This is a genomic window from Latilactobacillus sakei, assembly GCA_002953655.1.
GTDB classification, from domain to species: Bacteria; Bacillota; Bacilli; order Lactobacillales; family Lactobacillaceae; genus Latilactobacillus; species Latilactobacillus sakei_A.
Window position 1 is genome coordinate 1214617 of record CP025839.1, and the last position, 20257, is coordinate 1234873.

Sequence of the window (20257 nt, forward strand, 5' to 3'; positions counted from 1 at the left end):
TGATGCTATAGAAAAAGGAAGAATCCAGAGTCGAATTTCTTCCTTTTTGAACCCTATTTATTCAACAAATTCAAACGTAAAGTTATCAATTGCCACTAAATCGCCATCATGAGCGCCTTTTTCACGTAAGGCTTCGTCAAGTCCCATTGAACGTAATTGACGGGCAAAACGCATTACCCCATCTTGATGATCTAAGTTACTCATCTTGAAGAGCCGTTCAACCTTCTCGCCTGTGATGTAGAACGTGCCGTCTTCATCTTGTTCGACGTTAAAGGCAGGCCCTTCTGGTTGATATTGATAAAGTTTTTGTGTTTGTGCTTCTTCAACATCACCCATTGGGAATTCTGCGGTTTCAGCTAATAAATCGGCTGTCTTGTTCATCAATGGTTGGACCCCTTGATGCGTAATACTTGAGATTTCAAAAATCTCGTGTGTATCGCCAGCCGCTGCTAATTTTTGTTTGAATTCAGCTAATAATTCAGCTGAGCCTGGTAGATCCATCTTAGTTGCCACAATCACTTGTGGGCGTTCCAAGATTTTGGGATCATATGATTCTAATTCATGATTAATTTGTTGGTAATCTTCATATGGATCACGACCAGTTTGATCGTCCATTTCGATTAAATGTAAAACAACACGTGTCCGTTCAACGTGGCGTAAGAATTGAATCCCTAAACCAACACCATCTGAGGCCCCTTCGATCAACCCTGGTAAATCGGCTAAGACGAAATCACGGCCATCATCCAGTTGCACCATCCCTAAGTTAGGCACCAACGTTGTAAATTGGTAGCTCGCAATCTTAGGTTTAGCACTTGTGACAACCGAAAGTAATGTTGATTTCCCAACAGATGGGAAGCCAACTAAGCCGACATCGGCTAAGACTTTCAATTCGAGTTGAATACTGCGTTCTTGGCCTGGTTCGCCGTTTTCAGCAATTTCCGGGGCACTATTCTTAGCGGTTGCGAAATGCATGTTGCCACGGCCACCACGACCGCCCTTTGCAATCACTAATTCTTGACCATCTTCCGTTAAATCGCCTAGCAATTCATTTGTGTCGGCATCACGGACAGTGGTACCAGGTGGCACTTGGACAAATGTATCTTCGGCACCGCGGCCATACATTTGTTTATTCTGACCGTTACCACCACTATTAGCTTTAAAGTGATGGCGGTAGCGGAAGTCCATTAATGTCCGTAGACCTTCATCTACGACTAGAATGACACTACCACCACGACCACCATCGCCACCGGCTGGTCCGCCAAGTGGCACAAACTTTTCACGACGAAATGCAACAGCACCATCGCCGCCTTTACCAGCTTTCACATCAATTTTGACTTGATCTACAAACATTATTTTGACTCCTTCTCGTTTCTAAACAGTACCTTATATACTACCTAAATTTAGGCTAAAAGTAAACAGACAACGTCATAATCAATTATAAAGTCCTCGAATTAATGATTTTTAAGTAAAAAAAGAAGACGCATTAATCATCGTCTTCAGTATAACGCTTATTGAACATTCGGGATTAGTTTAAATGAACTCCAAGGTTTTAAGTATTTTAATAGGAATAATTCATCTGGTGCAATCTGTCCCACAACGTTCACCCGGCCATCATTGGGCATTGCTTGAAGCGCAATTTGGGTTTCACCTTTATATTGGCCATAGCCAACATTATCAATCAAGATATCGCCCCGTTTGATATCAACCGTATTATGGGCTGCAAATGGTAAGTCTTTATATATGACCCGCGTCATTGTTGAACGCAAGATGTATTCCGAGCGGTCACCACGATAACTGTGTAAGCTTTCAAATAACACTTTACGTTCATCAGCCGTAATATCATCGGCTACATCAATCATAATCGCTGGAAATTCTGCATTAAAGACCGTCTGCATTGTTTTTAGTTCTGCTTCGGAAGCATATGCATTCCCAACAATGATGTCATCGATATTATCCATTAACATGTAATGTTTCATTTGAGTCGCCATTGCTAAGTCCCGATCAACTTCCATCGTTGGCAGGCCATCTTGTGTTGGCCAAGGTCCAAAAGTGGCTTCATGCGAATTAACAAAAGCAGCCGTATTTAAATTATACTGTGCAAATTGCGCTGTACATTGATTAAAGAAGTCTTCCCCTAAACCGGAATAACGATGTGGATAGAAGTTATGACACCCTAATAAATTAGCCCGTTTAGGGGAAAAACTCATAATATTATCAACATAGCTTGTCCCTTGACTCATATTAATTTCGATTTTAAGGTCGTATGGATTCCGCGTCATCTTTGCTTCTTCTTGACCTGTAAACCCGTTATCTAAACGAATCCCCCACGCACCTAATTCATGGAAGAAACTTAAATCATCATAGGAAATACCAAGTTGTTCAAACAAACCAGGATTAATGTCAATCATGACTTGCATCCCTAATTGATTTGCATAATCAACCACGCGCTTGAAATTAGTAAGCACCGCATCTTGATCACCACTGACTTCTAATAATGATGTAAAGACCCGTTTAAAACCATATTGGTGTGCGAGGTCTAAATAAGCCGCATCCTTTTCAAAAGTTGATCGTTCTGGATAAATTGAAACGCCTAATTTTCCCATGTCTATTACCTCCTAAAAATTGGGCTATACCGCCCTAACATCTTTTAGTTTATCATAGATGGATCATTAATGAAAACCTTTACACAATTGTACAGCAGTCCTTTTTTAAATTCGTTTGATTGTTTTTGAACGTTTTTGAAATATTTTGGTTGCTTTTTATTGTAAACGATGACATAATGAATGCACGGAGGTTTTTGATATGTTAACAGAAGAACGGCACCAAGCCATCCTGGATTTATTACAACAACAAGATGTCGTCAAAATGAAAGCGTTATGTCACTTGTTAGACGCATCAGAGTCCACTATTCGTCGTGACCTACAACTTTTAGAAGAACAAGGGTTGGTCACTCGGATTCACGGCGGTGCTAAACGCCTCAATAAATTACAGGTTGAATTAGGGCAAATCGAGAAAACGAGCAAAAACGTTCACGAAAAAAACGAAATTGCTAAATTTGCAGCTTCTAAGATCCAATTAGGCTGTGTCATCTATCTGGATGCCGGCACAACGACCCAAGCAATCATCCCTTATTTAACACCTGAAATGAATTTAACCGTTGTGACTAACGGGGTTGATACAGCTTCACTTTTAGCTGATCACCATATTCAAACCTACCTATTAGGTGGCCGGGTTAAAAATAAGACCAAAGCGATGGTTGGTGCGGGTGCCTTAGAAACACTGCTCCAATTTCAATTCAACCAAGCGATTTTAGGAACTAACGGTGTTGACCAATATTCAGGTCTAACAACCCCTGATCCTGAAGAAGCAACGCTCAAACGATTTGCGATTCAACAGGCTAACCAAACGATGGTCCTAGCTGATCATACGAAATTTGATGCCGTTTCATTTAGTAAATTTGCCGAACTTGCGCAAGTTCAACTGATTACCGATCAACTCTCCCCTGCACTACGTCAAACTTATCAAACACATACAGATTTACAGGAGGTTTTATAGTGATTTATACGATTACGGCGAATCCATCAATCGATTACGTCATCCAACTTGAAAAACTAAATACCGGCAACGTCAACCGCGTTCAATCGGACGTGAAGTTACCTGGTGGTAAAGGGATTAATGTTTCAAGAATCCTTGCTGAATTAGCACTCCCTAGTGTGGCCCTTGGTTTTGTCGGTGGTTTCACCGGTCAATTCATCCAAAACAAACTCAATAATGCGTCTATTGACTGTCGCTTCACAGAAGTTGAAGAAGATACCCGGATTAACGTCAAGTTAAAAGATAGCGTTGAAGAAACTGAAATCAACGGCCAAGGTCCTCACATTTCAGCTGGTGCTGTTGATAACTTGAAGCAACAACTGGCTAAATTGGAAGCCGGCGATATCGTCTTCATGTCAGGCAGTTTGCCACCTAACTTACCTGCTAGCTTCTATAAAGACTTGATTCCAATGATTCAAGCGCACAATGCTGAATTCGTAATTGATACAACTGGCCAAGCCTTATTAGACACTTTAGCCGAAAAGCCATTGGTGATTAAACCCAACCACCATGAACTCGCTGAATTATTCGACACACAATTTGCTAACCAAGGTGAAATCATCGCTGCCGGACGCAAATTATTAGACAAAGGTGCCCAACACGTATTGGTCTCAATGGCCGGTGATGGCGCCCTCTTAATTACCCCAGACCACGCTTATCTCGGCGGCACCCCTAAAGGGACGGTGATTAATTCCGTTGGTGCTGGTGATTCAATGATCGCTGGCTTTGTCGGGACATTCGCGCAACATCACGATGCACTAGCTGCTTTCAAAACAAGTCTTGCTTGCGGCAGTGCCACCGCCTTTTCAGAAGATTTAGCGACTAGCGCTAAGATTAACGAACTCTTACCACAAATCGAAATCACACAAGTTGATTAATTTTAAATACAAAGGAGATTTATTATGAACATCCAAGACTTACTCTTAAAAGATGCGATGATCATGGATTTACAAGCAACGACTAAAGAAGCCGCTGTTGATGAAATGGTTGCTCGTTATAAAGACGTCGGTGTTATCACAGATGACGCCCTCTATCGTAAAGATATTTTGGCTCGTGAAGCCCAATCATCAACTGGGATTGGTGAAGGGATTGCGATGCCTCACGCCAAAGACAGTGCTGTTCAACGCGCAACTGTTTTATTCGCTAAGAGCCAAAATGGGGTTGAATATGACGCATTAGACGGCCAACCCGTTTACTTGTTCTTCATGATTGCTGCTCCAGAAGGCGCTAACGATACCCATTTACAAGCTTTAGCTGGTCTTTCATCACTTTTAATCAACCCACAATTAGTGGCTGATTTAAAACAAGCCCAAACACCTGAAGACGTCCAAGCACTCTTTGCTAAGGCGCAAGCAGCCAAAGATGCTGAAGACGCTAAGGAAGAAGCCCAAGAAGCTGCTCAAGCACAAGCCGCTGCCGCAACACCTGCTGATGAACAAAAACCATTTATCGTTGCTGTGACAGCTTGCCCAACTGGGATTGCTCACACTTACATGGCCGAAGCTGCCTTGAAAGAAACCGCTGCTAAAATGGGCATCGATATCAAAGTTGAAACAAATGGTTCAGAAGGCGTTAAACATCAATTAACAGCCGATGATATTAGCCGTGCAACAGGGGTCATCATCGCTGCTGATAAGAAAGTCGATATGCCTCGTTTCAACGGCAAACATCTCTTGAACCGCCCGGTTATCGACGGTATCAAAAAACCTGCCGAATTAATCCAAAAAACATTGGATGAAGAAGGCTCAATCTTCCACGCAACAGAATCACAAGCCAGCGAAGAAGCTTCAGCTGATAAGAAAACCCTTTGGAGTCGTATCTACCAAGATTTAATGAATGGTGTTTCAAATATGTTACCATTCGTTGTCGGTGGTGGGATTCTAATGGCCATCTCATTCCTATTGGAACAAACAGTTGGCGCTCATTCAACAACCTTTATTTTCTTGAACTCATTAGGTAATAATGCTTTTAACTTCTTAATTCCAGTGCTGGCTGCTTACATCGCGATTTCAATCGGTGACCGTCCGGCTTTAATGCCTGGGTTTGTCGGCGGGTATATGGCCAGTCAAGCAACAGCTAGTGTGATTTCTTCTGATAGTCCTGCCGGTTTCCTTGGTGGTTTAGCCGCTGGGTTCATTGCTGGTTGGGTGATCGTTGGTTTGAAGAAAGTCTTCAAGAACTTACCACAAACATTAGATGGTTTAAAACCAATCTTGATTTTCCCTGTTCTTGGGCTATTGATTGTCGGCTTTATCATGTTCTTCATGGTCAACCCCGTCTTTGCTCAAATTAATCTTTGGTTAAGTACCTTCTTAACACACTTAGGTGCCGGTAATGCCTTATTGCTTGGTGCAATTTTAGGCGGGATGATGTCCGTTGATATGGGTGGTCCTTTCAATAAAGCTGCTTATACCTTCGCAATCGGTGTTTTCACAACGACTAAAGATGGTTCATTAATGGCCGCTGTTATGGCTGGTGGGATGGTCCCACCATTAGCAATCGCCGTTGCTGCAACGATCTTCAAAAATAAATTTACGGGTAGTGAACGGAAACAAGCCTTTGCTAACTACGTCTTAGGGATTTCATTCATTACTGAAGGTGCAATTCCATTTGCTGCAACAGATCCATTGCACGTTATCGTTTCAAGTGTGATTGGTTCAGCAATCGGTGGTGGTTTAACCCAATTATGGCAAATCACTGTTCCGGCACCACATGGTGGGATTTTCGTAGCCCCACTTGCGAACCACGGTTTACTCTTTGTCCTCGCGGTATTAATCGGGACATTCGTCAGTGCTTTAATCTTAGGCCTCTGGCGTCCAGTTGCTAAAGAAGCTTAATTTAAAAAAAGTCGCAGTCAAATGACTGCGACTTTTTATTTGCCTTGAAAATCAGTATTATGCTTTTGCTTCCATTCGTTAATATAATTTAGACGTTGTTTCATCCGCCCTTCATTCCCCTGCTCCGTTGGTCGATAATAGATATGATCAGCAATGCTATCTGGTCTGGTCGGCATCGTCGTCAACTTATCATCATAAAAATGCGCAAGTTGATAGCCTTTGCCATAGCCCACTTCCTTCATTAACTTTGTCGCTGCATTCCGGAGATGTAATGGTACTGGTTCATCAATCGTTTTTTGAATATCCTTTTTAACGGCCATTCGTGCTTTATATGTCGCATTAGACTTCGGTGCAAGCGATAAGTAAAGCACGCACTGAGTAAGATGAACATCACACTCCGGCAAGCCTAGCGATTGGCAGGCCTGAAAGACGTTCATCGCTAAATTCAACGCGTTATTATCCGCTAATCCAATATCCTCGCTTGCAAACCGGACGAGGCGCCGGGCAATATAAATCGGATCTTCCCCACCATCAATCATCCGACCTAGCCAATAAATGGCTGAATCCGCATCGCTATTGCGCATCGACTTATGCAAGGCCGAGATAATGTTGTAATGTTCCTCGCCATTTTTATCGTAGTAGGCCGTTTTCTTATTTACCAATTCACCAAGCAAGTCGCTATTCACGGTCACTTGATGATCTTGCACGTCACTATTGATCACTAACATTTCTAAAATGTTGAGCGCTGTCCGAGCATCTCCATTGGCAAAAATTGCAATCTGGTGTAACACATCAGCACTAATCTGCACCGTTAAATCCGGAAAAGCTTGTGGTGCTTTTATCACGCGCTGTAAAAGTTCAGTAATATCATCTTCGGTCAGTTGTTTCAAAATAAAGACGCGCGAACGCGACAGCAACGCTGAATTAATTTCAAACGATGGGTTCTCAGTTGTCGCCCCGATGAGGATAATACTGCCCTTTTCAACATACGGTAAAAAGGCATCCTGTTGTGCCTTATTAAATCGGTGAATTTCGTCAATGAAGACAATCGTTCGTTCACCCAGTTGGCGGTTAGTTTCGGCCTCATTCATAATCTTCCGAATTTCCTTAATGCCGTTCATCGCGGCACTAAACGTGATAAAATTCGAAGCCGTTTTCCGCGCAATAATTTCGGCCAGCGTCGTTTTACCAACACCCGGCGGTCCCCAGAAAATCATTGAAGTCACTTGATCCTTATCAATCATTTCCCGTAAAAATTTACCCGGCCCCACCAAATGCTTTTGCCCAACGAAGCTGTCTAAATCAGATGGCCGAACGCGGTTGGCAAGTGGGGCATTCATTGCCATTTCTTGATCAAATAAAGAGGTTTGTGTCATTTTTTCACCCGATTTCAGTTGTCGTTAGTTGAAACTTTTTAAAATGTGCCCGTAGATAACTTAACGTTAGGCTTTCAGTCTGAGCAGCAACCAATTCAGACGGCGTCCCACTGGCCATCACTTGACCACCTTGGCTGCCACCTTTGGGGCCTAAATCAATTAAATAATCAGCATTCGTCATCAAATCAAGGTCGTGGGTAATCATAATCACCGTTGCGCCTTTGGCTTTTAATTGATTAATAACGCCCATCAAGGTTTCCACATCCCGTGGATGTAAACCAACGGATGGTTCATCGAAGACGAATAACGTCCCGGCCCGTTTTTTATTCAAATGCGTCACTAACTTTAGCCGTTGCGCTTCGCCACCTGAAAGACTTGGGGTACTTTCACCAAGGTGCAAATAACCTAAGCCAATTTCTTTGAGAATCTTAAGTTCTTTTAAGATGTTGGGCACATCCGCAAAAACCGGTATGGCTTCTTCTACTGATAAGGCCAATAAATCCACGATGCTATCACCATGCCACTTAATCGCCTCAATGGCTGGCTTATACCGTTTACCCTGACATTCTGGACAAACTTCTTCCATATCTGGTAAGTATTGAATATCCAAAATAATACTGCCCAGACCACCACAATTGGGACAGGCACCTTCTTTATTGTTATACGAAAAATGGGCAATCCCATAATTGTAGGCTTGTGATTCCGGTAGTCCAGCAAATAATTTTCGAAGATTCGTCATGATGTTAGTATAAGTCGCTAAGGTTGAACGCGTATTTTTACCAACTGGCTTAGCATCAATGCTGACGACTGACGTTAAAGCGGTCGTCAACTGGGTCACCTGTTGGGGAAGTTGCTCATGCTTATGGTGAGCCTCAATCGCCGGTACCAGACTATCCAAGATTAAACTGGTCTTACCGGCCCCCGAGAAACCAGAAACCGCCGTAATTTGATTATCCGGTATTTCAATGGTCACATCACGCAGATTAAAATACTGTCCAACTGTCATTGTCGTTCGAACACCCGTAGCTTGCGTTGCAACTTTGGGATATAAAATATTGGCCCGACCGGCAATGTATGGTCCGATTAATGATTGTGGGTCTTGCACTAAATCTGCCGGCTTGCCTTGTGCAATCACCTGACCACCTTTGCGCCCTGCTGCTGGCCCAATTTCAATCACCCAGTCGGCTTGGCTAATGATGTTGACTTCATGATCAACGACCACTAATGAATTGCCTTGCGCCACTAACTGTCTGAAAATATGAATTAAACCTTCCACATTATCCGGATGCAACCCAATTGACGGTTCATCTAAAACGTACAAGACACCGGTTGTTGCCGTTCTTAAGGTCCGCGCTAATTGTATTCGTTGAAGTTCGCCAGTCGATAATGTGTTGCCATTCCGTGACAACGTTAAATAGTCGAGTCCTAATGACAGTAATGGCTGCAACGTTTCTAATAGGTTCTTAAACAAAATGGTTGCCATTTGTTGCATCTCGTCTGGTAAATCGGCTTTAGTAGCCGTTACCCAAGTGCCGAGTGCCCCTAGCGTCATATCAGAAACTGCCGCAATATTTTGCCCACCCACGGTTTGCGTTAATAGTTCGGGATTGAGCCGTGTCCCATGACATGTTGGACAAGTTGAAAAATGGAAAAACGAATTGACTTTAGCCATCGCACGATCACTTTTGACCGATTTCAAAGATTCATAAACGGCGTCGTAGGCATTTTCATAGAGTGTATTTTCCGTACTAAAGACACGACCGGTTGATGTGTGAAAATCGACCGCGTATTTATTCCGCTTACCATGCAAGACGATTTCTTTTTCCTCGTCCGTCAAATCTTTATAAGGGACATCAATTCGAACCCCGATATGTGCGGCGACCGTTGGCATAAAGTTCCGCCCCGGTAAACGCCAAGAAGCGATTGCCCCATCTTCAATACTGAGATTTTCATCCGCAATGATTTTGCGATTATCTAGCGTTTGAATTTGGCCCGTCCCATGACATTCTGGACAGGCACCCGCTGAATTAAAAGCAAAGTCCTCAGCTGATTTAGCCATAAATTCTACCTGACAAGTTGGACAGGTAATGACACCCATTTTATCGCCAGCTAAATCCATCGCTTGCGCAATCTGTAAACTGGGTTGGATCTCATGACCGTTCGGACAACGCGTCGTGCCTAAGCGTGAAAAAATTAACCGCACCACATTAAAAATTTCACTCATCGACCCCACTGTCGACCGTTCGGAAGGAACACTGGGGCGTTGTCGTAATGCAATCGCGGATGGAATATGCCGCACTTCTTGCACTTGCGAGCGTTTATTCTGCGTAATACGCCGCCGTGTGTAAGTCGAGAGCGCTTCTAAGTAGCGCCGTGAGCCCTCCGCGTATAAAATCCCCATTGCCAATGAGCTCTTACCCGATCCTGAGGGCCCCGAAATCGCCACAAATTGGTTCAACGGAATATCGACATTAATATTTTTTAAGTTATTGACGTTACCGCCCCGCACTTCAATCTGCGTTGGTTGTTTAACTGTCATGATTAACCTTCTTCTTTTTTAGATTGACGGTTAAAAGTTGCCGCCTCTGCTTCTAAATTTGCTAAAATCCGTTCCAAGTAACCATCCACGGCCGCTACTTCCGCATCGGAAAAACCTTTATAAAAAACGGCACTCAATCGTTGACTGACATCATCCCCCACACTTTGTTGCGCTGCGCCGAGCGGTGTTAAATCAAAAACGCGCTTACGCTTATCGACTGGCGATTGTTCACTAATCAATAATTGTTGTTTCTCAAGTCGATGGAGCATTAACGACAAACTACTATTGGCCAAGCCGGTGATTTGCGCCAATTCCGTCGCCGTTTGCGGATGCCGGTCCCACAACGCCGACAATATTTTACCTTGTTCGGCATTATAGCGCGCCCGCTGATCCGCCAATAGATAGCGATTAAATAGCCGCGTATTCAGTAACCGAATCTTCAAGGTTAAATAACCGCCACGTTTCGTTTTCATCCTGATAACCCCTTATTTGTTTTTATATCAACATTAATTATATATTACTATATAAAACTAATTTTAGCGAATAAAAAAACATCGTGGTTCCCACAATGTTTTTAGAGTAATTGTTTTAATTGTTGCGCTTGCACACTACGGACTTCTTCTACAACCACCAACGCTTTGACATCGATTTGTGAGACCACCGGTACCAACGTCGCGAGTTGTTTGGCCGTACAAATCACATACAACATCGGCCGCTCATTTTGGCTGTAATAGCCCTGGGCCTTGATAATCGTAATCCCTTGTTGAAACTGCGTCGATAACGTTTCAGCAATCTCTGCATATTGCTCTGAAATAATCGTTACTGCGCGCTTAGCCCCAAATTTAGCTAGTAATTTATTTAAAACGACGGCCGATAAATACAATTCAATAATCGTTAAGAGCATATTTTGAAAGCCAATAATGAAGCCTGATGGAATCGCGACGATTAAATCAAAAAATAACATTGCAGAACCATTCGGGATTCCTAAATAGCGATTGGCAATCTTTGCTAGAATTGTACTCCCGGCAATGGTCCCTTGGCAATGAATAATCAGCGCCATCGCAATGCCCATCAAAACGCCACCAATCAAGGTTGGAATTAAGGTTTGCGTCGTATGGTAACCAATAAAATGCGGTAGCTTTAAAAAGAGTGAAATCCAAATCACTGCCCAAACTGAATACCAGATTGTTTGGCGCTCAAGGTATCTAAAGCCAATCACCACTAATAGGCCGTTTAAGACCAGATTCGTAAAGGCCGGCGGAATCGCAAGCGCATAATACCCAATCGCGGTGAGTCCGGTCACACCGCCCTCGCCAATTTGATGGGGGAGCAAGAAATCGTTAATGGCGATGGCGTAAATAAAAGCCCCAATGATAATTCCCAAGCCGTTTGTTAAAATTGCTTTTTTCTGCATCTGTGTCACTTCCCGTTTCGAATTAGCATAATGATAGCATATTTTGAGAATCGAATAAAACGCGAATAAAAAACGTTAGGCCCGACAATACTTTCCTGCCGAACCTAACGTTTTTATAGTGATAATTTAATAGTTTGTGCAACAGTTTTCGAAATTCCGAGTGCTTCAAGTTCTTCAACAGACGCATCTTTAATATGCTTCATCGAACCAAAATTCTTCAAAAGTTTGGTCCGCGTTTTCGGACCAACCCCCTTGATATCATCCAACTTAGAACTCAACGAATTCTTACCACGCAACTGGCGGTGAAAACTAATCGCAAAACGATGGACTTCATCTTGAATTCGCGTCAATAAGTAAAAACCCTGACTCTTAGGGTCAAGCTGAATCGTTTGATCGGCTTCACCAAATAATAGCGAGGCTGTTTTATGGTGATTATCCTTAACCATCCCCGCAACTGGAATTGTGAGCCCTAATTCGTTTTCTAAGACGTCTTTAGCCGCGTTGAGTTCAACTACCCCACCATCCATTAAAATTAAGTCAGGCAGTGCTTTACCCTCTTTTAACAGTCGTGAATAGCGGCGATAAATCACCTCACGTGTATTGGCGTCTTCGTTGGCGCCGGCGCGCTCTGCTGTCTGGGTTAATTTATACTTCCGATACAGCTTCTTCTCAGCGCGGCCATCAACGAATGTGACCATCGCCGACACCGGATCAGTCCCTTGAATATGCGAATGATCGAATGCTTCGATAACATGGCCATGGGGTAAGCCGAGTGCATCCATAATTTCATCTTGCGCACCAACTGTCTTGCGATTATCGAGTTCCAATAAGCGGAACTTTTCTTCTAATACCAGACGACTATTTTTTTGCGCCATTGCCATCAAGGCTTTTTTCTCTCCCCGTTGTGGCGTTCGAATCGGTACTTGCAAAATATCGGATAAGACTTGTTTTTCGATCCCATCTGGTACGAGAATTTCTCGTGGTAACACATTATTCTTACGGTTATACCATTGGAGAATAAAGGTCGCCAATTCTTCCTCTGGCGTATTGACGCATGGGAAGAGGCGTTTTTCCCGCCGAATTAAACGCGCTTGGCGGATAAAGAAAATCTGAATCGACAGCCAGCCTTTATCCATATAAAAGGCGAATAAATCACGCGGTGTATGATCGTTAGAAATAATCTTTTGCTTTTCAACGGTTGCTTCAATATAGCGTAATTGATCACGCAACTCGGCAGCTCGCTCAAATTGCATCTCTTGCGCGGCGGTTGCCATCTTCTCCGTTAAATCCTTCTTAACATTGTCGACTCGTCCGTTTAAAAAGCGTTTAATCTTCTTAATTTGCTCAGTATAGGCTTTTTCTGGTACTTCTTGGAAACAAGCGCCCAAGCACTGTCCCATATGATAATACAAGCAAGGACGGCCTTGATGGTCTTGACAGCGCCGCAAGGGATAAACACGTTGCAAGAAGCGTAAAGTCTCCTGGGCCGCATAAACGTCTGGATACGGACCAAAATAATAGCCACCATCTTTTTTGACATCGCCAGTAATCAATAAGCGTGGATCACGTTCATTGGTAATCTTGATGTACGGATAGCCCGTGCCCCGTTTTAACTTGATATTAAAGTAGGGTTGGTGCTTTTGGATTAACGTAATTTCCAACAAAAAGGCCTCTTTATTTGTCGATGTAATGATTGTTTCAAAATCGACAATTTCAGAGACCAATTTGGCCGTCTTACCTTCGTGGCTACTCTTAAAATATGAGCGGACCCGGTTCTTAAGATTCTTGGCCTTACCCACGTAGATAATCTGGGCGTTAATATCTTTCATTAAATAACAGCCCGGTAAGGCTGGTAATAAGGCTAATTTATGTTCAATATGTTCACTTGCCAAAAACACCACTCCTTTAATCCAAAACAAGTGTTCGTTCCTATATTTTACGTGTTTTTGGCTAAAATGCAACTATCGACAATTATTGCGCTAAAATTTTGGCTAGGAATTGTTGGGTCCGTTCTTCTTGTGGATGTTCAAAAAGTTGCGTTGGTGTCCCTTTTTCAACGATTTGACTGTCTGCCATGAACCAAACTTCGTCAGCTACTTCCCGGGCAAAGCCCATTTCATGGGTGACAACGACCATTGTCATACCTTCTTGCGCCAAATCTTGCATCACCTTCAACACTTCACCCACCATTTCTGGATCGAGCGCTGATGTTGGTTCATCAAATAATAAAACATCTGGTGACATCGCAAGTGCTCTGGCAATCGCAATCCGTTGCTTTTGCCCCCCTGACAATTGGTCACTATACGCATCAGCCTTATCGGCTAAACCGACCCGTTCTAACAATTGTTGGGCCTTTTTGGTGGCATCTTCTTTTGATTGATGTTTAACATTTTGAGGTGCGAGTCTTAAATTATCTAAAACCGTTAAGTTAGGGAATAGATTGAAGTTTTGGAAAACCATCCCCATCTTAGTCCGCATTTGGTCCAATTGTTTTTCAGAGAGACTCATCAAGTCGGTCCCTTCAAAAAGAATTTGGCCACTTGTTGGTTCCTCTAACCGGTTCAAACACCGTAATAAGGTACTCTTCCCACCACCTGAAGGGCCGATGACAACGATCACTTGACCCGCTTCAACATCACCACTAACCCCGTTCAAAACAAGGTTATCGTCATATTTTTTAACTAATTGATTAATTTTAAGCATGCTGCATCTTCCTTTCAATATGGTTGAGTAGTTTCGAAAGACTGAAGGTTAAGATAAAGTAGATAACCATTGCAACAAAGATGGGTGCGACCCCTTTGTAAGTTGCTGATTGAACCACTTTTAATTGATAAATTAAATCCGTTACACCGATAATTGAAACGATTGAACTTTCCTTAATCAATGAGATAAATTCGTTACCCAAGGCTGGCCAGATGTTCTTCAAAGCCTGCGGTAAGATGATATACCGCATGGTATCGTGTTGTGAGAGTCCTAAACTTCTTGAGGCTTCCGTTTGACCAGCGTCAATTGCATTGATCCCTGAACGAATAATTTCAGCAACATACGCAGCACTGTTAAGTGAAACGGCAATCACACCCGCGAATAAGGCTGGAATGTTGACCCACAAGCCAATCCCGAAGTAGACAAACATAATTTGAATCATCAATGGGGTGCCCCGGACGAATTCGATATACATCACAGCTAGACTATGGAATAGCTTATTCTTAGAAAGTCTGGCAAAGGCGAGTACAACCCCAATAAAGATCCCGATAATGATTGAAACAATCGTAATGAATAAAGTATAACCAATCCCTTTAGCGAAATAAGACCAGTAGTGCCACATACTTGTATTGTGCGTGTTCGTTTTCATCAAACTACCCGCACTCTTTAAATATTGCGGAATTAATTTTTGTTGCTTAATTTGAGCGATACTCTTATTAGCGGCAGCGACTAAAGTTGGTGAATTCTTCGGAAACGCGATTGCTGAACCTTGCATATCCGCCCCTAAATCAAATTTACCGTCAATTTGCACTAATTCAGGATCATTGCTGGCATAAGCCGTTGCGACTGGTTCTTCGGCCACAATCCCGTCAATTTTATGACTCTTAAGTGCTAATACTAAATCGGGCACTTTGGTTAAACCTGTAATCTGCGCATTTTTAATTTGTTTTTTAGCTAATGTTTGTTGGAGACTTCCGGTTTGGACCCCAACCTTCTTACCGATAAAACTATTTTTTGATTTATAAATCTGGGCGTCGGCCTTATTGACGAGGATCGATTGACCACCTAAGTAATAGACATCCGAGAAATCAACACTTTTGGTCCGTTCATCGGTTGGTGACATCGCTGAAATCACCATATCGACCTTACCGGTTTCTAGACCGACTAACAACGCGTCAAAGTCCATTGACTTGATTACTAACTTAACGTGTAAATCGTCAGCCACCTTTTGTGCGACATCAATATCCATCCCAACGGTTTTATTTTTGCCGTTTTTATTCACTAAAAATTCATATGGTGCATAATCCGGGCTAGTCCCTAACACCAATGTCTTCTTAGCTTGAACGCGACTAACCGTCTGCCCCGCGGCTGACACAGCTTGGTTATTCCCCACTAATAGTGCCACTAGCAAGGCTAATGGTAGTAAAATGAATGCTAAACTTTTTTTGATAGTCATTTGATCCCCTCCTATAATGTTTTTCATAATACACTACTATAAATATTTATGCAATATTTATTTATAAATTAAGAATAATTGGCGAACTGATTTTTATCTGGTATGATAGACTCACATCAGAAAAGAGGGATATTATGGGCTTAAAAGTAACGCGTCAAACAGATTTAACCAGTTTATTCGACAAATTTGCATCAATTCCCGGCGATCGGGAAAAAATGGCAGCTGAGGTTGAAGAAACGGCTGAAAAATTAAAAGAAACAGAATCAAAAACAACTAAAAAAGAATAATCAAAAAAGAGGTGCGGACAAAGTAATTTTGTCCGCACCTCTTTTTGATATCCGACTTATAACGCACACTTTAATTATTCTGCGTGTCGTTCTGGGTAACGTTCTTTAAGCTTTTCAATGTTTTCTTGTGCTACTTTTTCAAAGTCGACATTATTCCATTCAGCAATCTGTGATAGATACCAGAGGACATCACCAATCTTCTTGGTAAGTACTTGTTCATCTAGTTGGTGGCCTTGGAATGTATATTTTTTGACAATATCCACGACTTCGCCACTTTCGCTAGCTAAACCTAATGCCAAGTTCGTTAAAACTTGTTCATTACCATATAGCGTTCTATTCGCTAATTTTTGGTATTCATTAAATTCCATTAACGACGACCTCCAATATCACATTGTTGTTCAATCCATTCCCAGACCGTATCCTTACCAGCACCAGTCAAGGCACTGAAGCAGACAAACTTATCAACGGGGTTAAAATCAAGCGCCTCTTTAATGATTTTTTCTTGGCGATTCCATTTCCCAGTTGAGATTTTATCCATCTTAGTGGCAACCACTAACACGGGAATATCGTAATATTTAGCGAAAACATACATCGCAATATCATCATCAGTTGGTTCATGACGACCATCAATCAATGAAATTAGGCCGCGTAAATTATCCCGATTAGTGAGATAGGCTTCAATAATTTGCCCGAATTTTTCCCGTTGTTTCTTAGAAACCTTCGCATAACCATAACCAGGCACATCGACGAAATAAAGTTCATTTTCAACCCGATAGAAATTTAACGTTTGCGTCTTCCCTGGTTTACTTGATGTTCGTGCGTAACTCTTACGATTAATTAACTTATTAATTAAAGAAGATTTACCGACATTTGAGCGCCCAGATAACGCGATTTCAGGTAATTGGTCAGTGGGGTACTGCGAAGCAGCTACCGCACTCATCACCATTTCAACTTCATGTACTTCCATAATAACCTCCGATTATTTCCTTCGAATGCTAGTTTAGCATAAATAAATAATTATTGCGCCGTTGACTTATTTTCAAATCCATGTTTAGCGGCCCCATTATGTAAAAAAAGTTGCCGGGTCAATTACGCCCCGACAACTTCATAGTCATTATGACGCTTCTTGACCATCAGCTAAGAAAAGTTGTGGTTTAGCAGTGCCATCAACGGCTTCTTTTGTCACTAAGACTTTGACAACATCTTCGCGACTTGGTACATCAAACATCATATCCATCATCACTTCTTCAATGATTGAACGAAGACCACGCGCCCCAGTATTACGTTCAATTGCAAGATGCGCAATCGCATGTAATGCTTCTGGCGTGAATTCTAATTCAACATCGTCTAAAGCCATTAATTTACTATATTGTTTAACTAAGGCGTTCTTAGGTTCCGTTAAGATCCGAACTAAGTCGTCTTCAGTTAATTTTTCAAGGGCAGCCGTGATTGGAATCCGACCAATGAATTCAGGGATAATCCCAAATTGCATTAAATCTTCCGTCACGATTTGTTGCATCAAGCTTTGATTTTCATCAACTGCTTGGCCCGCTTTGCTACCAAAACCAATTGTCTTTTCACCTAAACGGTTTTTAACGATTGTTTCGATGCCATCAAAGGCCCCACCAATAATGAATAAAATATTGGTTGTGTCGATTTGAATCAATTCTTGTTGGGGGTGCTTACGACCGCCCTGAGGTGGCACGCTAGCAATTGTTCCTTCAAGAATCTTCAAGAGGGCTTGTTGCACCCCTTCACCAGAAACATCACGCGTAATTGAGACGTTTTCGCTCTTCTTGGCAATTTTATCAATTTCATCGATATAAATAATGCCCCGTTCAGCGCGATCAACATCAAAATCAGCATTTTGCAAGAGCTTCAAAAGAATGTTTTCGACATCTTCACCAACATACCCGGCTTCCGTCAACGTGGTGGCATCTGCAATCGCAAATGGGACGTTGAGGATCCGTGCTAAGGTTTGGGCCAAGAATGTCTTACCTGAGCCAGTAGGCCCGATTAAAGCGATATTACTCTTTTGAAGTTCAGTATCACCTTTTTCAGCAACGGTCATTTGGTTAACCCGTTTGTAATGGTTATAAACGGCAACTGAGAGCGCCTTTTTAGCTTCTGTTTGACCAATGACATAATCATTTAAAATTGCAAGAATTTCGCGTGGTTTTGGTACTTCTAATAAGTCATTAACAGCTTCATCTTTAAATTCTTCATCGATAATTTCTTTACAAAGATCGATACATTCATTACAGATATAAACACCAGGGCCGGCCACAATCTTCTTTACTTGATCTTGTGATTTACCACAAAATGAACAAGTAACAGGGCCATTCGTTGTTTCTGTATCATCTAACATACTGGGAGTCTCCCCTTCCTATATATCTATCATAGCAGATTTCTAATATTAGTCATCTCAGACCGCTTAGAAATGTAATTAAGACTATATCACATCATCGCGTGAGATGAAAGTAATCCGTTTTTAACACCATATAACACAAAAGCGGGTTCAAAGTAGTCACCTTGAACCCGCTTTTAGAACCGATTAAAGCTCATCTAATTAGCTAATTATTTAGCGTCTTTCACTTCAACAGCTGAGTCAGCAATCACTTCGATAGCTTTCTTAACACCGATATCATGTTTTAACATGTCATCTGATAAGACGCTACGAACAGCTGATTCTTCCATATTGTATTGTTCTGCTAAACTCTTAAGTTCTGCAGCAACTTCTTCGTCAGTTGCTTCGATCTTTTCAGCTTCAACAACAGCTTCTAAGACAAGGCTTGTCTTAACGCGTTTGTCAGCATCACCAGCGAATTGTTTCTTCAAATCATCTTCTGTTGTACCAGTGATTTGATAGTACATTTCTGGGTTGATACCTTGTTGTTGCATATTACCTAAGTATTGTTGTAATTGACTGTTGATTTCTTCGTCAATCATTGCTTGAGGTAATTCAGGAATTGTTGCGTTTTCTGTTGCTTTAGCAACGGCTGTATCTTGGATAGCAGCGTCAGCAGCATCATTTTTTTGTTTCTTTAATTCTTCACGAATTTTTTCTTTTAATTCGTCTAATGAATCAACGTCTTCGTCGATATCCTTAGCAAATTCGTCGTCAAGTTCTGGTAATTCCTTACCCTTAACTTCGTGAATCTTAACCTTAAAGATCGCTTCCTTACCAGCTAATTCTTCTGCTTGGTAATCTTTAGGGAATGTGACTTTAACGTCAACATCTTCTTCAGCTTTGTGACCAACTAATTGGTCTTCAAAACCAGGAATGAATGAGTTTGAACCTAATTCTAATGAGTAGTTGTCTGCTTGGCCACCATCAAAAGGTACACCGTCAACAGAACCAGCATAATCAATAACGACTGTATCGCCATTTTCTGCTGCTGCATCTTCTTTAAGTACTAATTCAGCTTGACGTTCGCGACGTGTTTCAAGTTCTTGTTCAACGTCCTTAATTGTAATCCGACGGCTTTGTTTTGGCACTTCTAAGCCTTTGTAGTCACCTAAAATAACTTCTGGTTTAACAGTAACTTGAGCAGTAAGAACCCAAGGTTCGCCTTTTTCCATTTTTTCAACGTTAATTTGTGGTTGATCAACGGGTTCGATTGCTGTTTCTGCAACAGCTGCTTCATATGCTTCTGGTAAAACAGCATTTAAGGCATCTTCGTAAAGTGCTTCTTCACCGTACATCTTGTTAAAGATTTGGCGAGGCATTTTTCCTTTACGGAATCCAGGTGTGTTGATGTTTTTACGGACACGTTTGAACGCTACGTCTAAACCTTCACTAATTTTATCTAAATCAATTTCAAAGGTAAGTTCACCATCATTGGCGCCCTTTTTTTCCCATTTTGCTGACATAATTTCCCTCCGACAGTTATATTCACAATCTATCAATTGCATACTTAATCAGCATAAACTATTTGACCTAAATTGTAAATATTTATTGGTCTAAAAAACCGATAAAATCCGTTTTTTTTAGCGATTAAAGCGCATTATTGTTTGAATCCTATGTATAAAAAAACTCGCAGCTTTTACA

General features: G+C 41.9%; 16 protein-coding genes. 3 read left to right on the top strand and 13 right to left on the bottom strand.

Going from position 1 to position 20257, the window contains the following annotated elements:
* Positions 1 to 57: 57 nt before the first annotated feature.
* Both obgE and C0213_06005 read right to left on the bottom strand, forming a co-directional pair.
* Positions 58 to 1350: a GTPase ObgE gene (obgE, locus tag C0213_06000; protein AUX11983.1), complete on the bottom strand. Its 1293-nt coding sequence runs from the start codon at positions 1348 to 1350 to the stop codon at positions 58 to 60.
* 158 nt (positions 1351 to 1508) lie between these two features.
* Positions 1509 to 2603: a DUF871 domain-containing protein gene (locus tag C0213_06005; protein ID AUX11984.1), complete on the bottom strand. Its 1095-nt coding sequence runs from the start codon at positions 2601 to 2603 to the stop codon at positions 1509 to 1511.
* A gap of 199 nt (positions 2604 to 2802) precedes the next feature.
* Between C0213_06005 and C0213_06010 the strand changes: the two genes are divergently transcribed.
* The 3 genes from C0213_06010 to C0213_06020 are packed head-to-tail and all read left to right on the top strand — an operon-like array spanning position 2803 to position 6431.
* Positions 2803 to 3555 (top strand): DeoR family transcriptional regulator, encoded by a 753-nt coding sequence (locus tag C0213_06010; GenBank protein ID AUX11985.1) that lies wholly within the window; start codon positions 2803 to 2805, stop codon positions 3553 to 3555.
* A complete protein-coding gene (gene pfkB, locus C0213_06015) occupies positions 3555 to 4472 on the top strand; it encodes a 1-phosphofructokinase (GenBank protein ID AUX11986.1) in 918 nt (305 codons plus the stop codon). Before C0213_06010 ends, pfkB begins: the two co-directional genes overlap by 1 nt.
* Before the next feature lie 24 nt (positions 4473 to 4496).
* Positions 4497 to 6431, top strand: coding sequence for a PTS fructose transporter subunit IIC (locus C0213_06020; GenBank protein AUX11987.1), 1935 nt, complete (start codon positions 4497 to 4499; stop codon positions 6429 to 6431).
* A 35-nt stretch (positions 6432 to 6466) separates the two neighbouring features.
* On the opposite strand, the gene C0213_06025 is transcribed toward C0213_06020, so the two are convergent.
* The 11 genes from C0213_06025 to C0213_06075 form a co-directional block, all read right to left on the bottom strand.
* Positions 6467 to 7807 carry an AAA family ATPase gene (locus C0213_06025; GenBank protein AUX11988.1) on the bottom strand — a complete coding sequence of 447 codons (1341 nt, stop codon included), beginning with the start codon at positions 7805 to 7807 and terminating at the stop codon, positions 6467 to 6469.
* 4 nt (positions 7808 to 7811) lie between these two features.
* Entirely contained in the window at positions 7812 to 10346 is a 2535-nt protein-coding gene (locus C0213_06030) for an excinuclease ABC subunit A (protein AUX11989.1), read from the bottom strand.
* A 2-nt stretch (positions 10347 to 10348) separates the two neighbouring features.
* Positions 10349 to 10819, bottom strand: a complete 471-nt coding sequence (locus C0213_06035) for a MarR family transcriptional regulator (GenBank protein ID AUX11990.1) — start codon at positions 10817 to 10819, stop codon at positions 10349 to 10351.
* Between the two features lie 101 nt (positions 10820 to 10920).
* On the bottom strand, positions 10921 to 11760 hold the full coding sequence (locus tag C0213_06040) for a membrane protein (protein AUX11991.1): 840 nt from the start codon (positions 11758 to 11760) through the stop codon (positions 10921 to 10923).
* A 113-nt stretch (positions 11761 to 11873) separates the two neighbouring features.
* The gene (locus C0213_06045; protein ID AUX11992.1) at positions 11874 to 13652 is read right to left on the bottom strand and encodes an excinuclease ABC subunit C; all 1779 of its coding nucleotides are present in this window, start codon (positions 13650 to 13652) and stop codon (positions 11874 to 11876) included.
* A gap of 79 nt (positions 13653 to 13731) precedes the next feature.
* Positions 13732 to 14463 (bottom strand): glutamine ABC transporter ATP-binding protein, encoded by a 732-nt coding sequence (glnQ, locus tag C0213_06050; protein AUX11993.1) that lies wholly within the window; start codon positions 14461 to 14463, stop codon positions 13732 to 13734.
* Positions 14456 to 15919: an ABC transporter permease gene (locus tag C0213_06055; protein AUX11994.1), complete on the bottom strand. Its 1464-nt coding sequence runs from the start codon at positions 15917 to 15919 to the stop codon at positions 14456 to 14458. Before C0213_06055 ends, glnQ begins: the two co-directional genes overlap by 8 nt.
* A 361-nt stretch (positions 15920 to 16280) precedes the next feature.
* Positions 16281 to 16574 carry a nucleotide pyrophosphohydrolase gene (locus tag C0213_06060; protein AUX11995.1) on the bottom strand — a complete coding sequence of 98 codons (294 nt, stop codon included), beginning with the start codon at positions 16572 to 16574 and terminating at the stop codon, positions 16281 to 16283.
* Positions 16574 to 17173, bottom strand: a complete 600-nt coding sequence (locus C0213_06065) for a GTP-binding protein (protein ID AUX11996.1) — start codon at positions 17171 to 17173, stop codon at positions 16574 to 16576. Before C0213_06065 ends, C0213_06060 begins: the two co-directional genes overlap by 1 nt.
* 147 nt (positions 17174 to 17320) lie before the next feature.
* Positions 17321 to 18574 (bottom strand): ATP-dependent Clp protease ATP-binding subunit ClpX, encoded by a 1254-nt coding sequence (locus tag C0213_06070; GenBank protein ID AUX11997.1) that lies wholly within the window; start codon positions 18572 to 18574, stop codon positions 17321 to 17323.
* Between the two features lie 209 nt (positions 18575 to 18783).
* Complete coding sequence (locus C0213_06075; GenBank protein ID AUX11998.1) at positions 18784 to 20079, bottom strand: trigger factor; 1296 nt, start codon at positions 20077 to 20079, stop codon at positions 18784 to 18786.
* Positions 20080 to 20257: the final 178 nt, after the last annotated feature.